We start from the raw sequence: 25610 nt of genomic DNA, 5'->3' as shown, positions 1-25610 counted from the left end.
ACGCTATTGCGCGGGCGGGACGGCTGCCAAGTTGAGCAACCGGTACTCCTTCCCCGAGACCGCCCAGTAGACGATCGTGCTGGGCTCGGCGGACCGATCGTCGCCCCACCAGATCCCCACCCGCTCGAACGTCACCAGCGCGCCGGTCGCGAGGTCGTACACCTCGCCGTTGGACACCGCGAAGCGGTCGAGAGCCGGGTAGTCGGCGAGCCGGGGCGCGAGGCCGAGCCCCTGGGGCTCGATCGCGCCGGTCCCGTCGGCCCGCTGCAGGTACGAGCGCCCGCCCTGGGCTCCCCAGCACCAGAACGGCCCGCACCGCAGCGTCACGACGTCCCGGGGGATGACGACGCGCACGGTGTAGGGGTCGCCGGACAGGTCCACGACCTTGGTCTGGACCTTCTGCGAGTCGTCCGCGTCCGTGGCCCACGGCCACCTGATGAGGTGCAGGCCCTCGCTGCCGGGGATCAGCCGCGGCGCTTCGCCGCCTGCGAGCGGCATCCACCACACGCCTCCGCCGCCCTCCGACCAGATGATCCGGTCACCGTTGACGGCGATGCGCTCGATCCGGAGGTGCTCGCCCGTCATCGCGGCGACCCGCCGGGGCGCGCCGCCCGCGAGCGGGGCCGTCCAGATCTCGCGTACGGGGGTGCCGTCGTCGCGGAGGGCTTTCACGTACCAGGCGAGGTTCGTCCCGTCGAACGCCGGCGGCTGTGGCAGGTACGTCCTCATGCCGGGAGGGACCGTCAGGCCGGCGAGCTCGCGGAACGTCCGGGTGACCGTGTCGTACACCTCGAACAGGCGGAACGTGTCCTCCCTGGGGCCGGTGGCGACCAGGACCCGCGTGGCGTCGAACGCGGTGAGCGGGAAGCGCCGCCATCCGTCCGGCCCTTGCGCGGGCATCGTGGTGACCGCCTGCGGCCACGCCCGTTCCAGGGGCACGACCTGCGGGGCGGCGACGGGCCGCGTCGCCTCCTCCCGTCCGTTCCCGGTGGTGAGCGTGACGGCCGCGATCACCGCCGCCATCGCCGTCGCGGCGGCTAGCCCCTGTGTACGCCGCCTGCGCCGTCGCCGTCTGCGCGCCGCCACCCCGCCGAGCAGCCTGGACGGTTCCGGCGCACGGTCCGCCGCCGCCCGCAGGGCCTCCGCCAGGTCGTCCTCGCTCCTCATGTTCGTCCCTTCTCGAACAGCCCTGGCCTGATGCGCAACGTCTGGAGCGCCCGGAACGCCTGGCTGCGGACGGTTCCCCGGGAGATACCGAGGATGTCGGCGATCTCCTGGTCCGACAGGTCCTCGTAGTACCGCAGCACCAGGACGACCCGCTGCCTGCGCGGCAGCGTGGCGAGCTCCCGCCACAGCTCGCCGGAGGAGTGGCTGTCGTCGTAGCCTCCCTCGGGCACCTCGGCCGTCAACTGCTCCCTGCGCCGCCTGCGCCACCAGCTCACGTGCTGCCGCGCCATGATCGTGCGGACGTAGGACTCCGGGTTGTCCTTGTTGCGCACCTTGCGCCAGGTGTCGCCGAGCTTGAGCAGCGCCTCCTGGACGAGGTCGGCGGCGTCGTCGGGGTTTCCGGTGAGCACGTATCCGTACCGGAGCAGGGCGGCGCCACGCGCTTGCACGAACTCCTCGAACTCCACAACACCCAGACGCACGGGCGTCCCGGACTGTTGCAAAGATCTTTTACTCGAAACCATCGCATGCATGTTCGAGTCCGCGCTACAGTTCTGGGTATCGAAATCGAACAAGGGTTCGGCCTGGTGAGAGGGGGTGTGTCCGATGACGATGCTCGCCACAGCTCCTGCTCGGACACGCCGTAGCACTTTCTTCCCAAATCTAAGACGGCCGCTATATCCGGCAATAAAGTCCGAGAGCGTGGACCCTGTGCGCAATCCCTACGCCCCCGGCGCCGGGCAGCGTCCGCCGGAGCTGGCCGGGCGCGACCGTGAGCTGCAGCAGTTCGAAGTGGTGCTGGAGCGAGTCGCCCGAGGCCGCCCGGAGCGGAGCATGGTCGTCACCGGCCTGCGCGGCGTCGGCAAGACCGTCCTGCTCAACACGTTCAAGTCCATGGCCATGCAGCGGCTGTGGGGCACGGGCAAGATCGAGGCCCGGCCCGACCAGTCGATCCGGCGTCCCGTGGCGGCCGCCCTGCACATGGCCATCCGCGAGCTGGCTCCGCGCCACCGCGCGCCCGAACGCATCGAGGAGTTCCTCGGTGTGCTGAAGGCGTTCGCGATGCGCGACCCGTCCGCGGCCAAGGGCACCTCCCACTGGTCGCCCGGCATCGAGGTGCCCGCCAGCCGCGGGCGCGCCGACTCGGGCGATCTGGAGATCGACCTCACCGAGCTGTTCGTCGACGCCGCCGGCGTGGCGACCGACCTCGGCGTGGGCATCGCGCTGTTCATCGACGAGATGCAGGACGTGCAGTCCGCCGACGTCTCCGCGCTCTGCGCCGCCTGCCACGAGCTGTCCCAGTCGGGCGGGCCGCTGATCGTGGTGGGCGCGGGGCTGCCGCACCTGCCGAGCGTGCTGTCGGCCAGCAAGAGCTATTCCGAACGGCTCTTCCGCTACGCGCGCATCGACAAGCTCGACCGTGAGGCGGCCGACCTGGCGCTGATCCTGCCCGCGCGGGAGGAGAAGGTCGAGTTCACCCAGGAGGCCCTCGACGCGCTCTACGAGGCCGCCGACGGCTACCCCTACTTCGTCCAGGCGTACGGCAAGGTCGCCTGGGACCTCGCGCTGCGCAGCCCGATCACCCTCGACGACGTCAAGGTGTCCGCGCCCGAGGCCGAGGAGGAGCTCGCCGTGGGCTTCTTCGGCAGCCGCTACGAGCGGGCCACCCCCGCCGAGCGCGACTACATGCACGCCATGGCCCAGATCGGCGACGAGCCGGTCGCCACCGCCGACGTGGCCGACGCCCTCGGGCGGAAGCCGTCCAGCCTCTCGCCCGCCCGCGACAGTCTGATCAAGAAAGGGCTCATCTACAGCGCCGAACGCGGTCTGATCGCGTTCACGGTGCCGCACTTCGGAAGGTTCCTGCGGGCTCAACCCATTTGAGCGCCGCCCCTAGACCTCTATTGGGCTGTCTAGTGGGGAAGCTAGACAGCCCAATAGAGCTGTATCGCCATGCCCGGATAGAGAAATCTAGGGCTCTCTAGCGTTACGCCGATACTGACGTATATTCCGGCAGAGAGTCGCTGTCGTCGCTGCTCACGACCGCCACGCGCACCGCCGGACGCCGTCCGCTCAGGTAGATCGCGAAGACCACGTCGTCGTGGTCGCGGCCGGTGAAGACGAAGAAGCGCCAGCACAGCTCACGCCAGCTGTCGTACGGGTCGGACGAGGCCAGCGCCTCCCGGTACGTCCGCCACGGGCCGCTCGACCTGAGCCTGGCGAGCATCACCTGCTCGGCGGGGCCGGGGCGCTGCTCGCAGGGGGCGCGGTACCGTACCCGATCGATCAGCTCCTCGATCTCGGGGGAGAGCAGCGCGATCACCGCCACCCCCGCGGCCGTGAACCAGGTCGGATGGGTCATCGCCGCCCATCCCGACGCCGGCGCGGCCACCGACAACGCCGACATCCCGGTCAGCACGACCGTCCGGCCGATCGAGCGCATGCCGACCGGCGCCGAGCTGACCTCGCCGAAGCAGCCGCAGCCCGCGTCCGGACGTCGCCTGCGCAGCTCGATCAGCACGTACGTGGACAGAGCGAAGAAGCAGACCGTCCCCCACCTGAAGATCGGCGCGGTGCCGGCCAGCAGCCCGGCGGCGAGCACCAGCTCGCCCGCCGCGCAGACCAGCAGCGAGGGCGCCTGCATCCGGCCGGGCATGAGCACGGCCGGGCCCAGCCTGGACAGGGCGCCCGGCTCCCCGCCCCCGCGGACCGTGACCACCTTCGCGCCGGTGCCCATGACCAGCAGCACGATCAGGATCGGCAGCTGCGATTCCAGCACGCCCGTCTCCAGCACGCCTGTCACCCCCATCCGAGCTGAGCGTTGAAGCAGCCCTTGACCAACTCGCCGCCCAGCTCCACGAACGAGGCCGGCGACAACTCGGCGACCCGGCCGCGCGGCGAGGTCTCGCACTCGACGCAACGGTCGCAGAACCGCCCGGCCAGGCATCCGCAGGCGACCACCGGCAGGTTGGCCGTGCGGCCGGCGCACGTGTTCCTGATCTGCAGCAGCGAGCCGATGGCGAGGTAGGGCAGGCCGGCGCAGGAGAGCCCGGCGTCGGGGCAGCCGGCGTCCACGCGTTCCAGCATCGGGTACGCCGCGCCGCGCTCCTCCTCGTCGAACGCGTCGGACCAGGTGGCGGTGCCGGAGATGCGCGCCTGCGCCCCGGCGTAGGACGGCGGCGGAGCCGGGACGCTGCCCGACCGGTGGGCCGGCTGCGAGGTCGCCGGCAGCAGCGCCAGGGCGGAGCCGTCGCGCCTGATCCCGATCGCGTCGAACAGGTAACCCGGCTCGAACTTCGGATGCCGCACCTGCAGCCGTCCGGTGGCCGGGTAGGGGATGACGATGGTGCGGGGGCCGCGGTGGGGGCCGCAGTCGAGCTGGACCGTCAGCTCCCTGCGCCCCTCGATCGAGACGATCGTGCCGGTGAGGCGGGTGGTGTCGGCCCAGATGCGCTCGACCACGCGGCCTTCGCGCAACGTGCGCATGAGCACCATGGAGCCCACCGGGAGGTCGGCGGGCGCGATCTCCGAGCCGTGCCAGGCCGTGGCCCAGGGGGCGATCACCAGCCGCTCCTCGGCGCCTTCGGAGGTTTCGATGGCGATGAGATGCGGGCTCACGTCAAGGATCTCGCCGGTGACGGCGCATAAAGGCGGGCCGCCGGCCGGATCGGGGCCGGCGATGCCCGGGGCGCGGCCCAGCGCGGCGGCCGCGAGCAGTCTGCGGCGCTCGACGTTCGGATAGCCCATCCGCCCTCCCTCGTCAGGTACTAGGTTCACATGACTCCGGAGCGGCTCGTGCCGCGGCGAACAGATGGGAGCAAAATACGCATCCCCGGGGAAGGTAGTTGACACCCGCCTTCGAACAATCTGCCACCGACCTTGACTGACCTTTGTCTTCGTCGGGCCGAAACCTGAATTGTGGCTCAGTCGCAAAAGGGCATCAGGCTGCGATTCTGGCCACGATGCAGACCACCGGGTGGGAAGAGGAGTTCCGCGAGTACGTCATGGCCCGCGGTCCCGCACTGCTGCGCGCCGCCCGTCAGCTCACCGGGCATCCGCTGGACGCGGAGGACCTGTTGCAGAGCGCCCTGGCCAAGACGTACCTGGCGTGGGGCAAGATCGAGGACCGGGGGGCGCTGGACGGGTACGTCCGCCGGGCGATGGTCAACATCAACATCTCGCAGTGGCGGCGGCGCAAGCTGGAGGAGTACCCGTCGGACGAGCTGCCCGAGGTGGCCACGGCGGACCCGCCGGCCTGCGGGGAGGTGCACGAGCTGCTGGAACAGGCGCTGGAGGGGCTGCCCGAACGCATGCGGGCCGCGATCGTGCTGCGGTACTACGAGGACATGACCGAGCCGGAGATCGCCAGGACGCTCGGGATCAGCGTCGGCACGGTCAAGAGCACGGTGTCGCGGGCGATGGGCAAGCTCAGGAGCGCCTTGGGGATCCCCTCGGAGGCGGGGGGCCCGGGGGTTCCGGAGACGTCCTCGTAGGACCGCTCCAAGGATCAGTTGAGCGAGGGGGTGGTCTCCTCGGCGCCGGCGGTCGCGCAGGGGCGGACGACGTCTCTGATCTTGCGGAGCGTCTGCAGGAACGCGGCGAGCTCGTCCAGGCTCAGGAGGCCGGTGAAGGTGTCCTCAATGTCCTGAAGGTGCTGGGGGAGGACGCTCGCCAGCCGGTCGCGTCCCTCGTCCGTGAGCGCGGCGTAGGAGGCCCTGCGGTCGGTGGCGCACGCCTGCCTGGTCACCAGGCCCTCGCGTTCGAGCCGGTCGACGACCCTGGTCACGCCGCTCGTGGACAGGCCCGTCTGGGCGGCCAGGTCGGTCATCCGCAGCGCCTGCCGCGGTGATCGTGCCAGGCGGATGACGGTCTCGAAGTCGATGCCCGACAGCCCCGCCGCGCTGAAGACGGGCTGCATCCGGGCCGTCAGACCTGCGTGAACCTCGGCGAGCAGGCCCATCGCCGTCAGCCTGGGGTCATCGATGTGCTTCACGTCCATACCTTAACCGACGTTAGTTGACTTGCGGAATATTCCTCGTGTAGACATTTGTTGCCGCAGACATCCGCACAGCAACGTTCCCAAGGAGAACCCGATGAGCACCCGCACCTGGGAGTCCCTGACCATCCCCGCCGCCGGCACGTACAACCTCGACGTGGCCCACACCCGCATCGGGTTCGTGGTCAAGCACATGATGGTGAGCAAGGTCCGCGGCCGCTTCGGCGACTTCAGTGGCACCGTGACGATCGCGGAGAACCCGCTGGAGTCCACGGCCGAGCTGACGATCAAGACCGCCAGCATCGACACCGGCGTCGGCGACCGCGACGGCCACCTGCGCAGCGACGACTTCCTCGCCGTGGACAAGTTCCCCGAGATCACCTTCCGCAGCACCCGCGTGGTCGGCCACTCCGGCGACGAGTTCACCGTCGTCGGCGACCTGACCATCCGCGACGTCACCAAGGAGGTCGAGCTCACGGTCGAGTACGGCGGCGCCGGCACCAACCCCTGGGGCAACTCGGTCTGGGGCTTCTCCATCAACACCGAGTTCGACCGCGAGGAGTTCGGCCTGACCTGGAACCAGACCCTGGAGGCCGGCGGTGTGCTCGTGGGCAAGAAGGTCAAGATCGAGATCGAGGGCGAGGCGAACCCCGCCTGAGCTGGGTTGTCCACACCCCGGAAGCCCGCCCTGACATGGGGCGGGCTTCATCCACAGGTGGTTACCCACAGGCTGTTGATAACTCTTGGTGAAGGCACGACGCGCAACCGCTTTGCCGCCTCGGCAGAAGGCCGGTACGCTGTGCTGAGCCGCGATGGCTTCCAGGAGGATTCGCCTAGTCAGGTCTATGGCGCCGCACTGCTAATGCGGTTTGGTGGCAACACCATCCGGGGTTCAAATCCCCGATCCTCCGCAGGTGAAAGGCCCTCTCCCCGAGTACGGGGGGAGGGCCTTTCGATCTTCCGGGGCGTCATAGTTGCAGTCCTAGTTGCAACGGCTACGGATTTCCCCAGAGCGCGGCGGCCAGGCGTTCGCCTGCGTCGCGCATCAGGGGTGTGGATACGTGGGTGTACCGTTCGGTCGTCGTGACCCTCGTGTGGCCGAGGACCTGCTGTACGACGCGGATGTTCACACCCTGCTCGATGAGGAGTGTCGCGGCGGTGTGGCGGGCATCGTGGACTCGTACGTCGCGGACGCCGGCCTGCTTGAGGATGGCCTTCCACGCTTTCCAGTCCTCGGTGCGCTCGATCGGTGTGCCGTGCTTGGTCGTGAACACCAGGTCGTGATCCTCCCAACGGTCTCCCGCCCGCTCCTGCTCGGCGTCTTGCATTTCGTGGTGCGCCTTGAGCTGGGCGAGGAGTTCAGGCGGGCACTGGAGAGTGAGCTTGCTCTTGCCCTTGCGTTGCCGGAAGACCAGGCCGCCGCCCGCCCGCTTGGGGCACTTGTCCGCGTGACCGGTGCAGTCCTTGAGGCAGGGCCGCTTGTAACAGACGTGGCCTGCTTGGGTGCAGTCCGGTTTACAGCCCGGCCGATGGCCGTGGATCTTGCACTTCTTGTGGCACGGCCGGCGGTGCCACTTCTCGCCGCAGGCGTGCGGGTCGTCGCAGCCGTGCCGCCACTCCTGGCGCTGTACCTGGAACCAGGCGCGGATCTCGCCTGTGTCCATGTCGATGTACGACCAGCGCAGTCCAAGCGCCTCGCCCTGGCGGATGCCGAGCGCCAGAGCGACCGACCAGCGGGTGCCGTTCCTCTTGGTTCTGGCGACGTCGAGGATGCGGCGAGCCTCTTCACGCGTCAGCGGCTCGATCTCGGTTTCCGCGGCCGTGGGTGCCTCCACGAGGGTCGCCACGTTCCGGGTGACCTTGTCCCGCCGGACCGCCACTTTGAGGGCGCGAGAAAGGATGCGATGCACCTTGAGGACTGTGCTTGTGGACAGGCCCTTGTCGAGCATGGTCGTGTACGCCGTGTCGAGGTGCTCCGGGGCAAGCCGGTTCAGTCGGTGCCGGCCGAGAAGCGGGATGATCCAGTGGCGGGTCTTGGATCGGTAGTCCGCCAGCGTGCGCGGAGCCATCTTCCCCGAGGCGACGAGTCGTTCACAGATCACGTCCAGGTACTCGGTCATCCACTCGGCGACCGTGGGAACTCGGCCCGGCTTGGTGACCTGCCCGGTCTCGCGGTTGCCCTCCAACTCGGCGACCTTGCGGGTTACCTCGGCCTCCGTCTTGGCCATCCGGTGACGACGGTCAGGCGAGCCGTCGGGCTTGATGCCGATGGTGACCCAGCCGTGCCAGTAGCCGTCCTGGCCGAGGTAGATGGAGGAGCGCCCGTTTGGCTTCTTCGCCATCATGCCGCGCCCTCCTGTCGTACGAGTCCGGCCTTGAGCTCCAGAACCCGAGCGAATTCGATCAGCGCCCAACGAGGAACGAGGCGGTAGCCGTCGTCCTTGATGGACTTGAGTTCGCCGCTCTTGATGAGGCGAAAGACTGCGGTCCGGCTCATGCCGAGCAGTACGGCCGCATCCTTTGGGCGATAGAACAGGGGCTCCATCTATGCCGCCTCCTCTCGGATCTCTGATGGATCTTGACCGTCTGCCTGGTCTTGGAGCCTGGCCATGTGGGCTCGCCACCGTTGGCGTTCGGCGACGGTGCGCAGGAGGCGTATGGCGAGTGGTGGCACGTTGGCGTCTCCGGCCGGGACGGGGCGCCAGATGTAGCGGTGTGGGTCGGCGGGTTCGTCGGCCTGGCCGAGGGCTTCCAGGACCCAGGTACGGCGGTCCCGCTTGTGCTCGGCCAGCGTCTTGTTGGACCACTTCCTGGAGACCAAGACCCGGCGGCCGGCGTAGCCGAGGTGTTCAGGCTTGTGTGCCTTGCTACGGCACTGTCCCGGAGCCATCCCCGCCTTGGCGTTCTTGGGCTGGACGCCGTAGCGCAGCCAGTTCGGGCAGGTCGGCGAGCAGGGTTCGTAGCGCAGGGCATCGACCATGCGCGCGGCATGCTCGCGCTGGGCCTGGCCGCCGTCGAGGCCGTCGCCGATGGACTTGGTCAGGTACTTGGACAGATACCGGATGCACTGATCGGCGTCCGGTGTACCGGCGAGAACACCTTGCACGTCCACCTGATCGCCGAAGCGCAGAACGTGGAGGGGTTCGGCGTCCTCGTCCAGAGCGTCAAGGGCCTCGTCCCAGGTGGGCAGTACCTCGCCGGTAGCGGGGTCGAGGTAGCCGGCCTCCTCGTCCCAAACAGGCGGATGATCGCCGTCGAAGACGACTTCGTCAGCCTGTGGCCACCACACCTGGTGATACGTGGCCGCAGCTATCTGCCTGATCTCCGCGCGCGGCAGGGTCCCCCGGATAGCCATGTGCAGGTGCGGCGCGAGCCGCTTCTGCGGCTCTACAGCCGCGAAGTACTGCACGTCATAGCCCGCGACCCGGCGTAGGTTCTGCACGAAGCGATCCACGAGCTTAGAGAAGTGCAGTGCGTCCCGACCGGCGCGCCGGTAGTCGTAGGTGTCGGGGTCGATCGGGACGCCGTCGCGGACCTTGCCGTAGCTGGGAAGGGTGAGCGTGACGAACAGCGATGGCCGGTAGGTCTTGCCGTCGGTGCTGGTGAAGGTGCGTCCAAGGGTTGTGTTGGTCATCTTGCGCTTGGGCAGATCGGGGGCGTCCTGCCGCCGGCGGGTTGATCGGGTGCGCTTGGGCACCGCGGATCCGGTGACGCTGCCACGCATGCCAGCGGCGTTGATCTCGTCATCGAGGCCGGACAGGACGGCGTCCAGGTCGGTGGTGTCGTCGCCGGCCTGCTCGGCGGCATCCCGTCTGGCCTGCGTGTCGGCGCGGAACTCGATCAGCCAGCGCTGTTCTTCGTTCGGCTCGTCGGGTGTGATCGTGGGTTCGGTGTCGAGGTGCCAGCCCTCGCGGCATTGGGCCATGCGGAGCTGCCGGTTGCGCTTGGCACACGGCGGGCACTTGCTGGCGAGGACAGCCCCGCACGGGACGTCGATGATCTCGGACGTGCCGGTGACGATGTCGAGCCGCCGCAGCGGGATAGGCCGGATGCAGACGCCATGGAGCTTGGCGACCTCTACGAGGACATCCCGGGCCATCGGCATGGCTTGGCGGATGGCCCGAGGTAGTGCGCGGTCGTGCGGATGGGTCACGCGGTCCTCCCTTCGTCGGTGGTCTCGGTCATCACGGCGCAGAGCCGGTAGTGCTCGTGGGAGGGGGAGGCGTGGACGTGGGGCTGGTAGAGCTCGAAGACCCGCATGCGGGGCAGGTCACGGGCGGTCAGCAGGACCAGGAGGGAGCGACCGGCGACCCGGCTGATTTCGTCGGCGGTGCCGTGGAAGCAGATCTTCACGCGGCCTCCCCACGCTGGGCGTAGGCGTCGACCATGGCGCGGATGTCGTGATCGGAGACGTAGGCGGCGCGGACCCGGACAGGTTCGGGGCTGGCTTCCAGTCGGACGTAGCCGACGCCCGCGCCCAGCTCCGGGACGGGTGAGATGCGGTCGGCCAGGGCACCCCGGTCACGTGAGCCGTCGCCGAGGACCATGTCCACCTGCTCGGACTCATCGAGCCGGAGGGCGATCTTGTCGGGGAACAGATTGCGGATGTTCATGACCTCTTTGCGCGGGTCCTGGAGCGCGGCAAGGACGCCGACACCGACCGCGCGGCCTTGGGTGGTCAGGGTGGCCAGGGCTGCGGAGATGCGTTGCCGGAGTTGCCGGTCGGACTGGTAGGCGGTCAGGAACGCCACCTCGTCAACGACGACCAGGACGAACGGATCAACGACGGTGGGCGTGTGGGAGCGCTGGAGTCCGGCGAACCGGGCAGCCCGCTTCTGCATGACGGCCACGGCCTCGTCCAGGAGGTCTGCGCACTCCTCGGGAGTAGCCGCGTACCGATCGCCGAACAAGGCGCGGCCGTAGGACAGCTCCATGAGTTTGGGATCCAGCGCCCACAACTCGACCAGGCCCGCGCTGGCAGCAGGGAGTAGGGAGCGGATGACGGACCAGATGATCGACCCCTTGCCGGCCCCGGTCGCGCCTGCGACGAGGACATGGGTGCCGTGCACCTTGAGTCGCCATGGCCGCCCGTCCTCGCCCTTGCCGATCTCGACCGGCCCCACGGTCGGCTCCTGCGGTATGGCGAGCGCCGGCAGGGGAGAGGCGAGTGGATCGCTGCGTGGGAAGGTCAGCGTCAGCCGCCCGGCGTGAGACAGCGCCACGCGGCACGACTTCGCGCCGAAGCCATGGGCCAGGTGGTCGGTGCGATCGGCCCAGTCCTTGACGGCTTGGCCCTTGAGCATGCGCACGGTGACCACGTCGGCCCACGAGGTACAGGTGACCTTGCCCAGCCGGGGCAGGTAGTCACGGCCTCGGATGTGACGGCCGAGACCGGAGACGATCATGACGGGTTGCCAGTGTCGCCGGTAGATCCAGACGAGTCGCCACCAGGCCAGCAGCCGGTAGCCGACGAGACGGGCGAAGGACGGTCGGTCGAGGAACGCCCAGGAGGCCAGGGTCATGACGACTGTCCCGGCCAGAGACGCCGCGACTGGCCAGCCGTAGACGTACCAGAGGGCACCGAGGGCGACGAGGACGGCGGTCGCGATGGGGTGACGCCAGATCGTACGGACGAGTCTGGCGACCGTGCGACCGATGAGGATGATGATGGTCAGGATTGCGGGTGTCTTGACGACGGCCGGGCGGAAGACGACGGCCGTGTCGGGCGTGGTGGAGACGAGGTTGCGCGCCTCGTCGCCAGGCAGCCGCTTGAACATAAGCTGGGAACCTCTCGTGATGTGGAGTCAGGGGAGAACCGAGGGGCCGCCGGAAGTTGCCGCTTCCAGCGGCCCCGCCTCATGTCAGGCCGCCGGGTCGGTGGCGTCCTGGTCGTTGGCCGTCTGTTCGGCGTGCAACTGCTCGCAGTCGGCCAGGTAGCGGGCAGCGGCGGTGAAGATCTCGCGGGCGGTGCTCAGGTCGGCGTCGGTGACCGGCCCGGCCCCCGTGGTGGAGATGTGCACGTTCGCCTCGTGGGAGTAGAGCTCCAGGTACGGGCGCGGGCCACTGAGCAGGAGACCAGCGCCAACCTTGAGGTCGGGCGTGTGGAAGGAGACGCCGACGTGCGGCGTGGACTCCGGCCGCAGAGACAGGGTGACGTAGGTGTACGGGCGCAGACTCATGCCGCGACCCCCTTGCCGTCGGGCAGGCCGTAGAAGCTGCGCTCGACGGAGCGGGCGAAGCGGTGGGCTGCGTGGGCGAGCTGGCGGGCGAACTGCAGGTCCTCCACCGTCACCGGCCCGTTGGTGGTGACCAGGACGGAGGTGGCGCCGAAGTCGAGCGCCAGGACGGGCTCACGGCGGGCGAACGAGTGGTTGAGGGTGCGGGCGGCGTGCCCGGTGGTCAGCCGGATCACGCTGTTGCGCGGGGTACGGCGTCGGGTCATCAGGCGGCGTCCTTCCCGGCCGAAGCCTTGTTCTGAGCGGGCTGGGCAGTCTGGCGAGGCGCGTACATCTCGCGAACCTTGATCGAGTACGCGAGTCGGCCGGCGGCGTTGACGTACGGCGTGACGGACATGCCGTTGAACTCGACCGGCGTGAACGGCAGCCCCGGCATGGGTTGCGGGGGGATCGGCTGGACCGGCGCGAGGATCTTGACCGCGACGGTCTTCTGGGCGGGCTTGAGGGTCGGGTCACCGTCCATGACCGCGACCTGCCAGACCAGTTCGGCGGTCTGCTTGTCGCGGGCCTGCACGAACCGGCCGCCGGCGGAGGCGTCGAAGTCCTTGACGGGCTCGACCTCGCCGACGATGTAGCAGCCGTGCGGGAAGACCATGGTGTAGCTGACGGGAATGGGGCCCTGGATTGCCATGTGGATCCTCTCGATAGCGGTGGAGAGCTCTTCGTTCGCTCGTCCACTTGTCCGCATGAGTTGAGAGTAGGCTATGGCCACTCGTCCGCACAAGTGGTTGAGCCGGAGTGGCGCGGTAAGAATTACCTCACCTTGTAGACATCCTCAAGCTCATGCACGCTGCCAGGCAGCGCCAGACTCATGGCCAACAGGACGTTCCCCGCAGGGTCGTGTACCGTCGCCGTCACGCCGAGCACCGGATTGGACGATCCCAGCAGCTCGGACTCGTCCTTCGTAGGCTTGCGCGCGGACAGCCGCTCGGTGATGCGATCGAACCGCACATGCTTGACCGCCTGGAGATGCTTGCGGATGCCGCCCCGCAATGGCTCGGCCTTGTCCAGGTCGGTTCCCACCGCGATCTCCAGCGGCACCCATACAGTCTCCACCGCCGAGACGAGATCAGCCTGACGGGCCACCCGCTTGCGGACGATCACCGGCGTGCGCTCGGCGACCCCGAGCAACTTCGCGACATGCCGAGGCGCCGGAACCCGCGCCACCTCAACAAGACTGTCGGCGCTCTCTCCCTGCTCGGCAGCACCCAGGCCCGGACGAACGGTCTCGGCCTCGCGTTCCGGCCGGCCCTTCACGAACGACCCACGCCCGTGCTCGCGTTCGATCCACCCCTGCATGGCGAGCGTCTGAAGCGCCCGCACCACCGTGGTGCGCCCCACGCCCAGCTCGCGAACAAGCTGCGTCTCGGACGGCAGCATGTCGCCGGGGGCGTACTCGCCTGACTCGATGCGCTCCTGGATCGCCTGCATGACCTGCGCATATTTCGGCGGGGCGAAGTCCATGCTCATGTTGGCCGTCCGTTCACTCTTGCGCTTGTCCGCATAAGTACAGTACCGGCTGAGCCAAGACTTGTCAGGCCATGATTAGGACTTTGAAGGCCCAGCCAGGAGGCGTACACACTCCTCGCAAGCGCTCGCGACGGTCGGCATGAACGGCACCTGCCAATCACCGATCACCACGAGCTGAATCGTCTCGCCGCACAACGCCTTGGCAGCGCCGCGCACAACCGCGTGCTGCACGAGCGAGAAATTACGGCGCTCCGTCCCCACCCCGCACGACACCCGCCGGCCGGTCATTACTCGACCCCATCAACAAGATCGGCGATCAACGCCGAATATGGCTGCGTCCTACGCAGGTCCGAATAATGCATGGAGATACGACGAGCGGCCCGCACCGGATCAATCGCCGGATGCCAGGCATAGATGACGCGACGACGGGCGACATTCCAGCCGTTTCGCCACCAGTAGTGACGACCGTCGCACCACACCACCAGCCCGACCCAGACCGACACGAGGGCGAGCCCGTACCCCTCATGGACATCCGCGCTGACGCCGTTCTGCTCCAGCGCTTCCCGGAGCGGTTCGGCGGAACGACGCGGATCGATCGAGATCACGACGGGGGCCGTCATTCGGCCACCCGCTCGAACCGCACCGAGCCCGCCGCGTCGAGGTAGGCCCGGAAGATCTCACGCCGAGTGGCCTCGTCCGGCACGGCCCCGAGCCCGTAGACGCTGTGGACGATCCGCCCCAGCACCGCGCCGGCGTCCACCGACATGCCCCGCATGGCCTTACGCAGCTCATCCATGGCGGTCGCCTGGAACGAACTCGACCCGCACGTCCCCAGCTCGTCGCCGAGGCCGGACAGAACCCGGACCTCCCACTCGAACGCCTCGCTGGCGGCAGGACCGTGCTCGGCCCCATCGCAGTGAAGGCACTCAGTGGTGACCGACGAGGCCGCATCCAACCTCGATGCCGCCACATGCCCACGACGGGTGACGATCTTCCATCCCCGCCCCTCGCATTCTTCGCACCTGACTGGAGTTGTCATGCGGCAGAGCATGAATGGACCAACCGTTTATACATATCCCACGGCGATATACCGCCGAGGCATATAGAGTCCGCCGCACAGCAATGCACAATCTCGGAGTACGAGTTCCGGAGGGTCGCATGCGCGCGAGTGGTTTCCAGCCGATCAAACTTCCGCCATCGGTATGGGAACGCGACGATATGCGAGAAAGCCTGAAAAACCGCGACATCGCGGGACTGTTCCGCCTGGTCGCCAAATACGGCGGAATCAGTCAGGTCCGCATCGCATCAGCGACCGAAATCGCCCAGCCCCGCGTCAACAAGATCTTCGACGGAACGGCCGGCCCCATCGAAGAACTGGGCGTCTTCGAACGCATCGCCACCGGACTCGGCCTGCCCGACCACGCCCGCATGCTCCTCGGCCTGGCCCCGCTCGACACCGCGTCCCCGACAGGCGACCTCGACGACGAGCACCAAGAGCAGACCGACGAACTCACCGCCCGCCTGGAAGCCGCCGCAGCCGTCGACGACACCATGGTCATGATCCTGCGGACGGACACGAACAACCTCCGCCTCCAGGACCGCCGACTCGGCAGCGTCGCCATCGCCGACAAGATGCACGCCCAGATGGCCCAGATCGAACGAGCCCACCGCCACGCCGTCCGCCCGCGCATCCGTACTCAGCTCGCCCATCTACTTGCCGAAACAGCTTCGCTGGCCGGCTGGCAGGCCATCAACACCGTGGCGCTCAACGACGCGTGGAACCACTATGAACGTGCCAAGGCCGCCGCCCGCGAAGCCGAGGACGCCGCAGTCCTGGCCTACGTCTCCGGCGAACAGGCGTACGTCCTCATGGACCTGGGACGCCCCGCCGAAGCAGCCGAACTTCTCCAGCACATCCACGCCACCCACCGCGACCGCGTCCCCGCCCGCCTCAGAACATGGCTCGCCGCAGCAGAGGCCGAAGCCGCGGCCATCCTCGGCGACGAAGACGAATGCCGTCGCGCGCTCGACCAAGCCGCCCTCGTGCTGCCAGAAGGCGACGGTGACCCGGACATGCCCTACCTGTCCATCAACGTCCACCACTTCGCCCGCTGGCGCGGAAGCTGCCTGCTCCGCTTCGGCGACCCCAGCACCGTCGAGGACCTACGCTCATCACTCGCCGGAATGGACGGCACCTACAACCGCGCCGAAGCAGGCGTCCGCTGCGACCTCGGCCACGCCCTGCTCGCAGCCGGCGAACCCGAGGCAGCACAGCCCCACATCCAGCGCGCCAAGCAGTTGGCCACCATGACCGGCTGCCGTCGTCAACGACGCCGCATCGAAGAACTCTCGCGAGCGGTCAACCGCGCTCTCGGCCGTTGAGCCGCTGCTGAGCCTGAAGCAACCCGATCAGCGTCCCGGACGTCCAGATGTCCCCGCGGGCGATCATCTCGGGGATCTCGGCCATCGGCACCCACTCGATCCGATCGGCCTCCACCTCACCCTCAGGCTTGCCCACCAGATCGGCGCCACGCACCAGGAACAGGATGTGCTCGGAGTCCACCATGCCGGCCATCGGCTGATAGCTCACCAGGTGCTCAACCTGCTTCGGCCGATACCCGGTCTCCTCCTCCACCTCCCGCACAGCCGTCGCCATCGGATCCTCGCTGGCCTCGACCAGCCCGCCAGGAAGCTCCCACCCCCACCGATCAAACACGAACCGATGCCGCCACATCAGCAACACGCGGTCTTGCTCATCCAGCACGACAGCAATCGCGGCCCGATCCAGGTGCACCACATGATGCTCGAACCGCTCCCCGCCCGGGATCTCCACATCAGCCAGCCCCAACCGGATCCACCGGTTGTCATAGACCAGCCGCTCCCCATGCACGACCCAGCGCGTTAGCTCAGTATCCTCACCCACACCTCGAAGCTACCGCCCCGCCCGCTCGCGGTACATGGCTTCCGGAGACGAGCCAAGATGACTGAATTGCAACGGCAAGAGATTCCTCCCTTTAAGGCGCTTACCAGCTACGGTGTCCTAAGCTCTAGATATGCCGATCGACCTAGAGTCCGGTGATCAATGGGCGTCTATCATCGCGGCCGCCGTCGCGGTCCTTGCCGCTGCGGCAGCGCTGACACGCTGGGCATGGCAGAGGTCTATCCCTTATCGCGCTCGACGCCAAGCGTCACGCTCCAATCAGACTCAGGCGATCATTCAACGCATTAAATACTGTGATCCTATTGCGTTGGGAGTCCACCGCGCTATTCAAGACATCTCTGATGGTCGCAAAATGAAGAGACCTGACGTCCTTCCTGCATATATTAAGCGCGATTTCGATGACGATCTCGTGATGGCTTTATCGCGGTGCATGAGGTCGAGTGGCCTAATACTACTCGTTGGCACATCTTCCACAGGTAAAACGCGCAGCGCGTACGAAGCGCTCAAGAGTGTGATGCCGAATTGGAAAGTTGTTCAGCCAATCACTCCGCAACGTCTCCTAGCAGTGCTCACCGAGATAAGCAATTGGAAGAAGACGATCATATGGCTCAATGAGGCGCAGGATTATCTGGATGCCGGTGAGGGTAATGAACTAGCGGCGCAGCTAATACGATTGCTTGCGGACGCAACATCGTTCATCGTAGTGGGAACTTTGTGGCCGGATAAGTATCATGAACTTATCAATGAGGGCATCAGCAATAATGGAGGCGTTTCCAAGTCTGCGCGTCGCTCTCTACTGCATTCAGCGATCATAGTTCCAGTAGGTACGCAGCTATCCGCCGCAGAAATGCGGACTGCGCGTGAACTTGCACAACAGGATAGCAGTTTGCGGCTGGCAATCGATTATGGCGGACATAAAATTATGCAATCGCTAGCCGCCGGCCCAGATCTAATCCACCATTGGGAGACGTCGCCCACGCCCCAGGCATCCGCTGTACTGACGGCGGCCATAGATGCTCGAATGCTGGGGGTCAATGGCCCGTTAACACGAAACTTTCTGCGATCGGGCGCGACTGCCTATTTGAGCGGGCACGATCGTGCCGGCCTCTTGTCCGATGGCCAGATCTTTGAGGCCGCACTCCAATATGCCCGATCGCCTTTGAAAGGAGCAGTTTATGCATTGAACGAGATCACTTCGCCGAGAGGCAGGACGCTGGGATACAGAATTGCCGACTATCTCCATGAATATGGAGCATCTCTGCGCCTTTTAGCAGAAATAGGAAGCGAGTTCTGGGCGGCACTCGAGAAGCATATTGTCGACCCTTCCGATCTATTCAAGCTTGGTGAAGCGGCGAAAATAACGAATGAGCTCGAGTGGGCCGAAATGTTGTTCAAAAAGGCAATAAAGCTGGGAAGCAAGGAGGCTAGCGTTGAATTAGCGCATATGTTCGCCGCTCAACTCAGGATTACAGAGGCTGATCTGATCCTGTCGGAAGCGGTGGAAAATGGGGATACTAATGCCTGGCTTACGCATTTTCGACTGCTACGCTCCCAGGGGCGGCTAGTAGATGCCGAACGGACACTTCGCAGAGCGATTCAGCTGAAAGCTCCGTGGTCCATAAGTAGCAGCGGCCGAGTATCTAAGTATGGAATAGAGCATTATGGCCCTGTTCTCGGTTTCTCAACTAACGTGTACCAATTCGGGCCGAGGTCGGAACTGACGGATCTACTTCTATCCCAAGGCCGTCACGAAGACGCAATAGTGACTTGGAGAGAGGCGGTTGAGGCCGATGAAAATTATGCGCGGCAGCATTTGGCGCGTCTTCTGACGGAACATGGTCTGGTTGACGAGGCTGAAGATAATCTAGCCAGAGCTACGATGAGTGGCGAACCTGGAGCCCGATATCAATTGGCAGTCCTACTTGAAGAACAGGGCCGCGCCAATGACGTTATGGAGGTGTGGCAAGAAGGCATCCTTCTGAAGGAGGCGCGTTCAGCGCAGAACCTTGGCGAGTTTCTGCTGAAGATAGGGCGTGCAGCGGACGCAGAGAGAGTATTGAGGACGGCGGTAGACAGAGAGGATGGCGAAGCATGGATTGACCTGCTAGAGCTATATACGAAGCAGGGGCGGCAAGGAGAGGTAGAGTCTCTGCTGCATCGAGCGATCGAGCGGGAGTTCCCCGGGGCGCGGTCGGAAATGGCTGTATTTCTCCAAGAAAGGGGCCGCACTGCCGACGTACGGGGGCTTCTGGGTGCTGCCATCGAGGCTGGCGAAAAGGATGCCTGGAAGCGGCTTGCGGAGTTCTTCATAGACACTGAAGCGAATCTATTGGCGGCAGTTCCGGTGTTGCGTAATGCTGCTACACGCAAGGAGCGGGACGCTGACTCCATTTTGGCAACGTTGCTTACATTGCATTCTTCCTATGATGAGGCGGAGCAGATTAGGCTCCGAATGGTCGCCACAGGTGAATATAGGGCGCGCTTTGGCTTGGCTGGCTTCTACGCTGGTCAAGGCCGATTCGATGACGCCGAGCGGGTACTGCGCGAGGCAGTTCGTCATAGTGAGACTCATGCTCGTGAGTACCTTGCGGACTTTCTGACGGCACAGAACCGCTCTGCGGACGTCCAACTGCTGTGGCGTGAAGGAATTGCAACAGGAGACTGGCATGCGCGAGAGAACTTGGCGCAGCTTCTAGAGAATGAGAATCGGCTTGGCGACGTGGAAGAGATATTGCAAGAGGCGATTGTGGCAGGTGAGCTGAATGCGCATCAAAATCTCGCTACCTTCTTCATGAAGCATGCAAGGTATCGCGAAGCGGAGGCTGTTCTTCGGAAGGGTCTAGATATAGGTGAAACCTATATCCTGCATCATCTCGTGTCTCTGCTGGTTATGGAGGGGCGCTTTGACGAAGCAAGGGGAGAAATAGGCAAGTACAAAGAAAGAGGACTGTTTGACGCCTTCTCTTTGGAAGCGTCCATCTTCCAAGCGGAAGGAAGGGAAGGTGAAGCTCGGCAAGCGCTTGGTGAGGCCGTTCGAAGACACGAGTGGATGGCGGATGAAAAGTTACTTGATTTGGCCTTTGAGGAGACGGAACCATCTGACCTAGATGGCGAGCCCGCCCTTATTTCTCCATACGCGGTCCAGAAGTTGATTGAAGCCGGCGATGCATCGAAGGCCAAGAAGGTGCTTAACGGCCTGCTTGCCATTAAAAGCCCGTGGAAGGCGACAGAGCATGCCGACCTTTTGGTCCGCCTTGGGGACGAATCGAGTGCGGAAGCACTCCTACGCTGGGCTATTATTCGCCAAGGATGGCACCCTCGGACCGATCTTGCGACCCACCTGCGAAAAAGGGGGCGACTTGAAGAAGCTTACAAGGTTGCAAGGCAAGCAGTTATTATGCAGGAATATGGTGCCTTGATCGAACTGTCTGCCGTTCAAATATCCCGAAACGAGTACGAGAGCGCAATCGCCGTCCTATGGGAAGCTACTGCTAGGGGAGAGCGCTTTGCGGCAGACAGGTTAACGTTCTTGCTCAATAGCGCTTCGCCTTAGGTTTGTCTGCGAAGGGGCAGCCTCAGAGGAAGCCTTATTGAGGCTTGAGAGGTCTAGGCATTCCAGCCCGAAAAGAGTGGAGCGGGAGAGGCGCGGCAGCTAACGCGGCGCTAAATAGCTGCCGAGTTGTTCTTGTAGGTATCAAGCGGCGGCGCGGCGCGCCGCCGTACGCCCCGCGCCAGCGCCGCCGCGCTGCGCGTGCGGCCTGGGGGCCGTTCTCGCGCGGCGCGCCGCGCGGGGCATCGCCGTAGCCGCCCCGCACCGTACCCGCCAGATGCGCCGCCCGAGCGCCGCACCGCCGCAGCGATAACGCCGTTCGCGATGGCGACGTTGCGGTTCGGTACCGGATCTCCTCCGGTGACGCGTTGGAGCCTTGTCGCTCCGCGACGATGATGAGGGGACCAGTGGACTGGAGCGGGTGAGGCCCTGGAGGGGGTGTTGCGGGGTGGGGCGTCAGCGGTTGTCACATGGTTGGCGGAGCTTATCGATATGGGTGCGCCGTCATCTGCTGCTGTGGATCATCGCTGCCGCAGGCGTCAACGGCGCCTTGATCGCGCTGACCACGATGCTGATGCAGCTCCCCGGACAGCGGGACACGATGATTACGGCGGCGATCCTCGTGGTCCTGCTCTGCTCGGTGTTCTCCGTCCTTCTGCCGGTGGCCGGGCATCACGTCGAGGAAGGGCACCGCCTAGCCGAGGAGAGCCGGCAGCAGGAGCAGCGCATCGCCTCTCTTCTCGCCAGCGGCTATCCGGGCCGCCTGCCGGCGCTGAAGGAACTCGGCGATGAGCAGTTCGGCGCCACCCCCACCCGCTACACACGCAGCGGCAACGCCCCCTACATTCCCCGCTCCCCCGACGACGAGAAGATCCGCGCCGCTCTCGCCACGCCTGGTCCACCGTTCCCGTTCGTACTGGTCTGGGGACCGACCAAGGCCGGCAAGTCCCGCATCCTGGCCGAAGCCCTGCGTGCCACCCTTCCCGATCACACCCAGGTGCTTAACCCTGTCAACGGGCAGGCGCTGGCCGAACTGGCGCACCTGGGCCTGCCCTTCACCGACGGCCCGGCCCTGGTGTATCTGGACGACCTGACCGTGGCCGACCTGGAGGCCTTGACCGCCGGTGTGCTGGACATCGTCACCGGGCGGGCAGTGCTGGCGGCCACCATGACGGCCAAACGCCGCAGTCAGGTCCTGACCTCCGGTGGAGAGATCACCCGGACCGCCCGCGCCGCCCTGGCCCGCGCTCATAACGACGGAGACGGCCATGAGTTCGTCTTCCGCGCCCCCACTCCCGAGGAACATGCTCAAGCCACGAAGGCGTACCCGGATGAGACCTTCCGCGGCAGCATCGCCGAAACATTGGTCGGCGGCTCCGAACTGCTGGCCAAGTACCGGGCCGGGCAAGACGACGACCCCGCAGGATGTGCCATCGTTCAAGCCGCCGTCGACGCCCGCCGCGCTGGGCTCACCCGTCCACTCACCCACACCGAACTTCAGCGGCTGTTCGCGCTGTACCTGCCGCGCATCCGCGCAGGGGTAGCCGCCACAGCGGTCACATACCAGCATGGGCTCCGCTGGGCCACCACACCCATCGCCTCACAAGTCGCTCTGCTCAACCCTGCATCCATCCCCCTCGCAGCCGACGGCGAGAACGCCGAAGCCGGGTGGGACGTACTCGACCACCTACTGTCCGCCGATGACGGCGCCCTCGCCAGCCAGCCCGCCCGAGCCATCCCCGATGAACTCTGGCCCCAGCTGATCGACCTGGCCACCCCGCGCGACGCCATCTCCATCACGTACGCCGCCTACCAGCGCAACCGACTCGACCACGCCACCACGGCGGTCCGCAAGGCCATGACCAGCAACGATCCCGATGAAGCCGCCGCGGCGGCGTTCGGCCTGGGGGTCCTGCTCTACGAGCAGGGGGAGGTCGAGTTGGCGCAGGCCTCATACCAAGCGGCGATCGACTCGAGCCATCCCAACTACGCACCGGCGGCAGCGGTCAACCTGGGAGTTCTGCTCTACGAGCAGGGGGAAGTCAAGGCGGCGCAGGGCGCTTACCAGGTGGCGATCGACTCCGGCCACCCCGATCACGCGCCGATGGCGGCGGTCAACCTGGGGAACCTGCTCAAGGGCCAGGGGGACGTCCAGGCGGCGCAGGCCGCATACCTGGCGGCGATCAACTCCGGCCACCCCGACGAGGCACCGAAGGCGGCGGTCAGTTTGGGAGTTCTGCTTTACGAGCAGGGGGTGGTCGAGTTGGCGCAGGCCTCTTACCAAGCGGTAATCGACTCGAGCCATCCCGACTATGCACCGATGGCGGCGGTCAACCTGGGGAACCTGTTCAAGGGCCAGGGGGAAGTCAAGGCGGCGCAGGGCGCTTACCAGGTGGCGATCGACTCCGGCCACCCCGATCACGCGCCGATGGCGGCGGTCAACCTGGGGAACCTGCTCAAGGGCCAGGGGGACGTCCAGGCGGCGCAGGCCGCCCATCAGACGGCGATCAACTCCGGCCAGGATCCAGTTGCAGCCCAGGCGCAACAGGCTCTCAATCATCTGCTCTCTGCAGTAAGCGACCCACCAGCCTCCGGCGGGGGGGCTCCGGCTCCGGGGTGATCACAGTGCGCGCCGCGGTGGCCGTAGATGGCTGAGGTGGAAGCCTGATCATCCCGCCCACCATCGACCCGGGACAAGCCGAGCAGACCAAAGCCAGGGGGCCAAGGTCGTTCGTCCAATGGGGCGCTCCACCTTGCCCTCCTGGCTTTGGCCCGCTTCCCCTGCGGGCGGGTCGACGGCGGACGGGATGATCAGGCAGGGGAGGTATGTGCGGGCGCGCTGAGCCGTGCCCGTTGCATGCCCGTTCGAAGAGGGATCAAGTGTGGCTCGCGGGAACTCACGGTTACTCGACCGCCGTCCGTCCAGGTCAGTGTTTCCCCAGTCCAGCGGCCAAGATCGCGAGAGCTTCCCAAGCTGGTGGCATGGACTGATGTCTCAATCCATCCAGTGGAACCAGGCATCGAACACGCTGTACGGCGGACTGCCGAGAACTGTTTCGGGCCGAAGCTCGGCCTCTAATGGCAAGCTGAGGACCTGGGAATCGAGTAGGGCGATGTCGTGTCGATCGAGCACTTGGCGGATCTGCCGATACTCCTCCTCCCATCCAAATAGAGCTGTATCCATGACCAGCGACAATTCCGGCATGCCACGACTACCGGTACCGTCCGGCCCCGAAGATTGGATGTCGGGCTTGAAAAGTGCCGCGAGTGGAGCGAGCCGGCACAGTGCAAGGGGCAACCCCTCAACGTTTGTCCAACCGTTCTCGGAGCGGCGCATCGATCCGTCGCTCTTGGTGATGAAGACATCAATGTAGGAGGCATATCCAGAGCCGTAATGCCGGAACTCAGCATGATGAACGCTCAACGTCGGCATTCGGTCAAGATCAGCGACGATCCGCCGGAGGAACCCATCAACAGAGGTAGCCCCGCCGGCCCATGCTCCCGCTGAACCTGCCAGTTGATCATTTACGGCGCTCCGAAGAGCCGTCGGATCCATCGCCAGCTTCCTGCTCACTGGTGCACTCCTCGGCCTGGCTACTCGTCCGATCGGCACAATGGTTGTGGCGTCCCAGCTGAGCTGCCAGGGAGCCAGGTTGCAGTTCGGGTTGCAATACAGAGGTGTTCAGAGCTGTGCAGGATGGACCGCGCATGCCCTCTGACCTGCATTGAACGACATGGAACAGTTCGGACTGGATCTTTTACCGTAGGGTCAGAGTTCGAGAGCCTGTGACAATCAGGGGGTGGACCTGGACTCCTCGCTGTTGAAGGCCGCTCAGTTCTGCTCCCCTCACATCCGAACCGAGGCCGGTGCCGGCGTCTCCGATGCGCTGGAGTACCTGGAGCACGGGGAATGGGAGATAGTCCTTCTTGTGCTGGAGGAACTCGGCGACGCGTGCCCTCAGCCGCCCGAGTTCTGGGGGCTGCTGGCCGATGCCGCCCGGGTGATGTGGCTTGAATGGTACGTCTCCTGGTACGAGTGGCGGTGCGGCGAGGCCCGGAACGGTGTTCTCCGGGCTGAGCTCTGCCTCTTGCCTACCGAGAGGGAAGGCCGCAAGGTGCCGATACTTCCCAGTAAAGGGCTTCGACCCATGTGGGATATCGGACGACGCACGCCTGAGGGTGAGCTGTCGGTCAGTATCGCCTCCCTCTGGATGGAGGGTCGTACTCCGCTCGAACCGGGAGAGTGTGCACCTGTGCGACTTGTTCCCTTGACCCCTGAACACTGGCGACACGTCAAACCGAGTGACGTGATCACTATGCACGAGATGCGACCGCCCAGCGGAACAGCCCGCATCATCGAGGTAATGCCGCCCGTGGTGACTGGTCCCTAGTTGCAGTTCTAGTTGCAATCCAGCAGCGTCCCACGCCGTTCCAGGCGGACCAGCCGCGTTCGTAGGTCCAGGTTGAACCGATCGGGACGGGCAGGATCCGAGCTGCTAATGCGGTTTGGTGGCAACACCATCCGGGGTTCAAATCCCCGATCCTCCGCCAGGTCAAAGGCCCTTCCCCGATCTTCGGGGGAGGGCCTTTTTCGATCTCTGCGGGCTTGTGGGTTGCAGTTCGGGGTGCAGTTGGCCCATCAGCCCCAGAGCCGCGGTGTCCATGCGGTCGCTGGCGTCCTTCATCTGGAAGGTGGCCACGTGCGTGTACCGCTCGGTGTGGTCATCCGCGTGTGGCAGAGAATCTCTTGGACGACGCGGATGTGGACGCCCTGCTCGATAGGCAGCGTTGCGGCGGTGTGCCGGGCGTCGTGGACCCGGACGTCCCGTACGCCGGCCTGCTTGAGGATGGACTTCCACTGCTTCCAGTCCTCTGTGCGTTCGATCGGGGCGCCCAGTTGGGTTGAAGACCAGATCGTGATCCACCCACTGATCTCCTGCCTTCAAGCGTTCCGCGGCTTGGGCCTTCTTGTGCGCCTTGAGGAGCGCCAGGAGCGCCGGCGGGCACTGGAGGGTGAGCCTGCTCTTGCCCTTGCGCTGCCGGAAGATCAGGCCGCCGCTCGTCCGTTTCGGGCACTTATCCGCGTGGCCGGTGCAGTCCTTCTGGCAGGGACGCCGGTAGCAGGGGTGAGCGCGTCTCTTGCAGTCCACTCCACAGTGAATCGTCCCGGGTTCGGTGGAGACTTGATCTCTTGAGAGGATCGAGTCCATGCCAGGTAAGTCTCCCTATCCCGCCGAGCTGCGCCGTCGA

General features: G+C 65.8%; 26 protein-coding genes and 1 tRNA gene. 8 read left to right on the top strand and 19 right to left on the bottom strand.

All coding sequences use genetic code 11. The features are described from left to right. Positions 1-3 precede the first annotated feature (3 nt). Together ABT158_RS48350 and ABT158_RS48345 are read right to left on the bottom strand one after the other, a co-directional pair. A complete protein-coding gene (locus tag ABT158_RS48350; protein WP_352365764.1) occupies positions 4-1167 on the bottom strand; it encodes a TolB family protein in 1164 nt (387 codons plus the stop codon). Beyond that, a complete protein-coding gene (locus tag ABT158_RS48345; RefSeq protein WP_352365762.1) occupies positions 1164-1649 on the bottom strand; it encodes a SigE family RNA polymerase sigma factor in 486 nt (161 codons plus the stop codon). The genes ABT158_RS48350 and ABT158_RS48345 overlap by 4 nt, the downstream gene beginning before the upstream one ends. A gap of 229 nt (positions 1650-1878) precedes the next feature. On the opposite strand from ABT158_RS48345, the gene ABT158_RS48340 reads away from it, so the two are divergent. After that, positions 1879-3051, top strand: coding sequence for a DUF8462 domain-containing protein (locus ABT158_RS48340; protein WP_502911631.1), 1173 nt, complete (start codon positions 1879-1881; stop codon positions 3049-3051). 103 nt (positions 3052-3154) lie between these two features. On the opposite strand, the gene ABT158_RS48335 is transcribed toward ABT158_RS48340, so the two are convergent. Both ABT158_RS48335 and ABT158_RS48330 read right to left on the bottom strand, forming a co-directional pair. Next, the gene (locus ABT158_RS48335) at positions 3155-3976 is read right to left on the bottom strand and encodes a MauE/DoxX family redox-associated membrane protein (RefSeq protein ID WP_352365760.1); all 822 of its coding nucleotides are present in this window, start codon (positions 3974-3976) and stop codon (positions 3155-3157) included. Beyond that, positions 3967-4914 carry a hypothetical protein gene (locus tag ABT158_RS48330; RefSeq protein ID WP_352365758.1) on the bottom strand — a complete coding sequence of 316 codons (948 nt, stop codon included), beginning with the start codon at positions 4912-4914 and terminating at the stop codon, positions 3967-3969. The genes ABT158_RS48335 and ABT158_RS48330 overlap by 10 nt, the downstream gene beginning before the upstream one ends. A gap of 215 nt (positions 4915-5129) precedes the next feature. Here ABT158_RS48330 and ABT158_RS48325 point away from each other — a divergent pair, with 215 nt between their 5' ends. Next, entirely contained in the window at positions 5130-5660 is a 531-nt protein-coding gene (locus ABT158_RS48325; protein WP_352365756.1) for a SigE family RNA polymerase sigma factor, read from the top strand. 14 nt (positions 5661-5674) lie between these two features. Here ABT158_RS48325 and ABT158_RS48320 read toward each other — a convergent pair whose 3' ends face one another. Then, on the bottom strand, positions 5675-6166 hold the full coding sequence (locus ABT158_RS48320; protein ID WP_352365754.1) for a MarR family winged helix-turn-helix transcriptional regulator: 492 nt from the start codon (positions 6164-6166) through the stop codon (positions 5675-5677). Between the two features lie 94 nt (positions 6167-6260). Between ABT158_RS48320 and ABT158_RS48315 the strand changes: the two genes are divergently transcribed. Both ABT158_RS48315 and ABT158_RS48310 read left to right on the top strand, forming a co-directional pair. Continuing rightward, positions 6261-6821 (top strand): YceI family protein, encoded by a 561-nt coding sequence (locus tag ABT158_RS48315; protein WP_352318104.1) that lies wholly within the window; start codon positions 6261-6263, stop codon positions 6819-6821. Between the two features lie 164 nt (positions 6822-6985). After that, positions 6986-7074 (top strand) — tRNA-Ser (locus ABT158_RS48310). Between the two features lie 84 nt (positions 7075-7158). Here the strand turns inward: ABT158_RS48310 and ABT158_RS48305 are convergent. The 11 genes from ABT158_RS48305 to ABT158_RS48255 form a co-directional block, all read right to left on the bottom strand. Then, positions 7159-8508, bottom strand: a complete 1350-nt coding sequence (locus ABT158_RS48305; protein WP_352365752.1) for a tyrosine-type recombinase/integrase — start codon at positions 8506-8508, stop codon at positions 7159-7161. Next, entirely contained in the window at positions 8505-8708 is a 204-nt protein-coding gene (locus ABT158_RS48300; RefSeq protein WP_352365750.1) for a helix-turn-helix domain-containing protein, read from the bottom strand. Before ABT158_RS48300 ends, ABT158_RS48305 begins: the two co-directional genes overlap by 4 nt. After that, positions 8709-10268: a replication initiator gene (locus ABT158_RS48295; RefSeq protein WP_352365816.1), complete on the bottom strand. Its 1560-nt coding sequence runs from the start codon at positions 10266-10268 to the stop codon at positions 8709-8711. It abuts the gene before it with no gap. Between the two features lie 44 nt (positions 10269-10312). Continuing rightward, positions 10313-10516 carry a hypothetical protein gene (locus tag ABT158_RS48290; RefSeq protein WP_352365748.1) on the bottom strand — a complete coding sequence of 68 codons (204 nt, stop codon included), beginning with the start codon at positions 10514-10516 and terminating at the stop codon, positions 10313-10315. Continuing rightward, positions 10513-11940: an FtsK/SpoIIIE domain-containing protein gene (locus ABT158_RS48285; RefSeq protein WP_352365746.1), complete on the bottom strand. Its 1428-nt coding sequence runs from the start codon at positions 11938-11940 to the stop codon at positions 10513-10515. Before ABT158_RS48285 ends, ABT158_RS48290 begins: the two co-directional genes overlap by 4 nt. A gap of 84 nt (positions 11941-12024) precedes the next feature. Continuing rightward, a complete protein-coding gene (locus ABT158_RS48280) occupies positions 12025-12342 on the bottom strand; it encodes a hypothetical protein (RefSeq protein ID WP_352365744.1) in 318 nt (105 codons plus the stop codon). Continuing rightward, the gene (locus tag ABT158_RS48275) at positions 12339-12605 is read right to left on the bottom strand and encodes a hypothetical protein (RefSeq protein WP_352365742.1); all 267 of its coding nucleotides are present in this window, start codon (positions 12603-12605) and stop codon (positions 12339-12341) included. The genes ABT158_RS48280 and ABT158_RS48275 overlap by 4 nt, the downstream gene beginning before the upstream one ends. After that, positions 12605-13030, bottom strand: coding sequence for a plasmid replication, integration and excision activator (locus ABT158_RS48270; protein ID WP_352365740.1), 426 nt, complete (start codon positions 13028-13030; stop codon positions 12605-12607). Before ABT158_RS48270 ends, ABT158_RS48275 begins: the two co-directional genes overlap by 1 nt. A 122-nt stretch (positions 13031-13152) precedes the next feature. Next, the gene (locus tag ABT158_RS48265) at positions 13153-13869 is read right to left on the bottom strand and encodes a GntR family transcriptional regulator (RefSeq protein ID WP_352365738.1); all 717 of its coding nucleotides are present in this window, start codon (positions 13867-13869) and stop codon (positions 13153-13155) included. Between the two features lie 287 nt (positions 13870-14156). Next, the gene (locus ABT158_RS48260; protein ID WP_352365736.1) at positions 14157-14489 is read right to left on the bottom strand and encodes a hypothetical protein; all 333 of its coding nucleotides are present in this window, start codon (positions 14487-14489) and stop codon (positions 14157-14159) included. Then, positions 14486-14665 (bottom strand): hypothetical protein, encoded by a 180-nt coding sequence (locus ABT158_RS48255; protein WP_352365734.1) that lies wholly within the window; start codon positions 14663-14665, stop codon positions 14486-14488. Before ABT158_RS48255 ends, ABT158_RS48260 begins: the two co-directional genes overlap by 4 nt. Positions 14666-15027: 362 nt before the next feature. Between ABT158_RS48255 and ABT158_RS48250 the strand changes: the two genes are divergently transcribed. Continuing rightward, on the top strand, positions 15028-16251 hold the full coding sequence (locus ABT158_RS48250; RefSeq protein ID WP_352365732.1) for an NsdA family TPR-like regulatory protein: 1224 nt from the start codon (positions 15028-15030) through the stop codon (positions 16249-16251). Here the strand turns inward: ABT158_RS48250 and ABT158_RS48245 are convergent. Continuing rightward, entirely contained in the window at positions 16229-16792 is a 564-nt protein-coding gene (locus ABT158_RS48245; protein WP_352365730.1) for an NUDIX hydrolase, read from the bottom strand. The genes ABT158_RS48250 and ABT158_RS48245 overlap by 23 nt on opposite strands. Before the next feature lie 130 nt (positions 16793-16922). Between ABT158_RS48245 and ABT158_RS48240 the strand changes: the two genes are divergently transcribed. Continuing rightward, positions 16923-20363 (top strand): tetratricopeptide repeat protein, encoded by a 3441-nt coding sequence (locus ABT158_RS48240; RefSeq protein WP_352365728.1) that lies wholly within the window; start codon positions 16923-16925, stop codon positions 20361-20363. Positions 20364-20856: 493 nt separating this feature from the next. Continuing rightward, positions 20857-22980 carry a tetratricopeptide repeat protein gene (locus ABT158_RS48235; RefSeq protein ID WP_352365726.1) on the top strand — a complete coding sequence of 708 codons (2124 nt, stop codon included), beginning with the start codon at positions 20857-20859 and terminating at the stop codon, positions 22978-22980. Positions 22981-23355: 375 nt separating this feature from the next. Here ABT158_RS48235 and ABT158_RS48230 read toward each other — a convergent pair whose 3' ends face one another. Then, positions 23356-23934, bottom strand: a complete 579-nt coding sequence (locus ABT158_RS48230; RefSeq protein ID WP_352365724.1) for a hypothetical protein — start codon at positions 23932-23934, stop codon at positions 23356-23358. 226 nt (positions 23935-24160) lie between these two features. Here ABT158_RS48230 and ABT158_RS48225 point away from each other — a divergent pair, with 226 nt between their 5' ends. Next, positions 24161-24751 (top strand): hypothetical protein, encoded by a 591-nt coding sequence (locus ABT158_RS48225; protein WP_352365722.1) that lies wholly within the window; start codon positions 24161-24163, stop codon positions 24749-24751. A gap of 290 nt (positions 24752-25041) precedes the next feature. Here ABT158_RS48225 and ABT158_RS48220 read toward each other — a convergent pair whose 3' ends face one another. Further along, the gene (locus tag ABT158_RS48220) at positions 25042-25245 is read right to left on the bottom strand and encodes a tyrosine-type recombinase/integrase (protein ID WP_352365814.1); all 204 of its coding nucleotides are present in this window, start codon (positions 25243-25245) and stop codon (positions 25042-25044) included. Positions 25246-25610: the final 365 nt, after the last annotated feature.

Source organism: Nonomuraea sp. NPDC001636, assembly GCF_040298265.1.
Classification (GTDB): domain Bacteria; phylum Actinomycetota; class Actinomycetes; order Streptosporangiales; family Streptosporangiaceae; genus Nonomuraea.
This window is presented reverse-complemented; position numbering and strand designations above follow the sequence as displayed.

Excerpts from the sequence above, each read along its gene's own strand:
- ABT158_RS48240 (WP_352365728.1), top strand. The coding sequence starts at position 16,923 with ATGCCGATCGACCTAGAGTCCGGTGATCAATGGGCGTCTATCATCGCG.
- ABT158_RS48335 (WP_352365760.1), bottom strand. The coding sequence starts at position 3,976 with ATGGGGGTGACAGGCGTGCTGGAGACGGGCGTGCTGGAATCGCAGCTG.
- ABT158_RS48325 (WP_352365756.1), top strand. The coding sequence starts at position 5,130 with ATGCAGACCACCGGGTGGGAAGAGGAGTTCCGCGAGTACGTCATGGCC.
- ABT158_RS48265 (WP_352365738.1), bottom strand. The coding sequence starts at position 13,869 with ATGAGCATGGACTTCGCCCCGCCGAAATATGCGCAGGTCATGCAGGCG.
- ABT158_RS48350 (WP_352365764.1), bottom strand. The coding sequence starts at position 1,167 with ATGAGGAGCGAGGACGACCTGGCGGAGGCCCTGCGGGCGGCGGCGGAC.
- ABT158_RS48305 (WP_352365752.1), bottom strand. The coding sequence starts at position 8,508 with ATGATGGCGAAGAAGCCAAACGGGCGCTCCTCCATCTACCTCGGCCAG.
- ABT158_RS48300 (WP_352365750.1), bottom strand. The coding sequence starts at position 8,708 with ATGGAGCCCCTGTTCTATCGCCCAAAGGATGCGGCCGTACTGCTCGGC.
- ABT158_RS48320 (WP_352365754.1), bottom strand. The coding sequence starts at position 6,166 with ATGGACGTGAAGCACATCGATGACCCCAGGCTGACGGCGATGGGCCTG.
- ABT158_RS48280 (WP_352365744.1), bottom strand. The coding sequence starts at position 12,342 with ATGAGTCTGCGCCCGTACACCTACGTCACCCTGTCTCTGCGGCCGGAG.
- ABT158_RS48295 (WP_352365816.1), bottom strand. The coding sequence starts at position 10,268 with ATGCCGATGGCCCGGGATGTCCTCGTAGAGGTCGCCAAGCTCCATGGC.
- ABT158_RS48285 (WP_352365746.1), bottom strand. The coding sequence starts at position 11,940 with ATGTTCAAGCGGCTGCCTGGCGACGAGGCGCGCAACCTCGTCTCCACC.
- ABT158_RS48315 (WP_352318104.1), top strand. The coding sequence starts at position 6,261 with ATGAGCACCCGCACCTGGGAGTCCCTGACCATCCCCGCCGCCGGCACG.
- ABT158_RS48275 (WP_352365742.1), bottom strand. The coding sequence starts at position 12,605 with ATGACCCGACGCCGTACCCCGCGCAACAGCGTGATCCGGCTGACCACC.
- ABT158_RS48330 (WP_352365758.1), bottom strand. The coding sequence starts at position 4,914 with ATGGGCTATCCGAACGTCGAGCGCCGCAGACTGCTCGCGGCCGCCGCG.
- ABT158_RS48250 (WP_352365732.1), top strand. The coding sequence starts at position 15,028 with ATGCGCGCGAGTGGTTTCCAGCCGATCAAACTTCCGCCATCGGTATGG.
- ABT158_RS48255 (WP_352365734.1), bottom strand. The coding sequence starts at position 14,665 with ATGGATGAGCTGCGTAAGGCCATGCGGGGCATGTCGGTGGACGCCGGC.
- ABT158_RS48260 (WP_352365736.1), bottom strand. The coding sequence starts at position 14,489 with ATGACGGCCCCCGTCGTGATCTCGATCGATCCGCGTCGTTCCGCCGAA.
- ABT158_RS48270 (WP_352365740.1), bottom strand. The coding sequence starts at position 13,030 with ATGGCAATCCAGGGCCCCATTCCCGTCAGCTACACCATGGTCTTCCCG.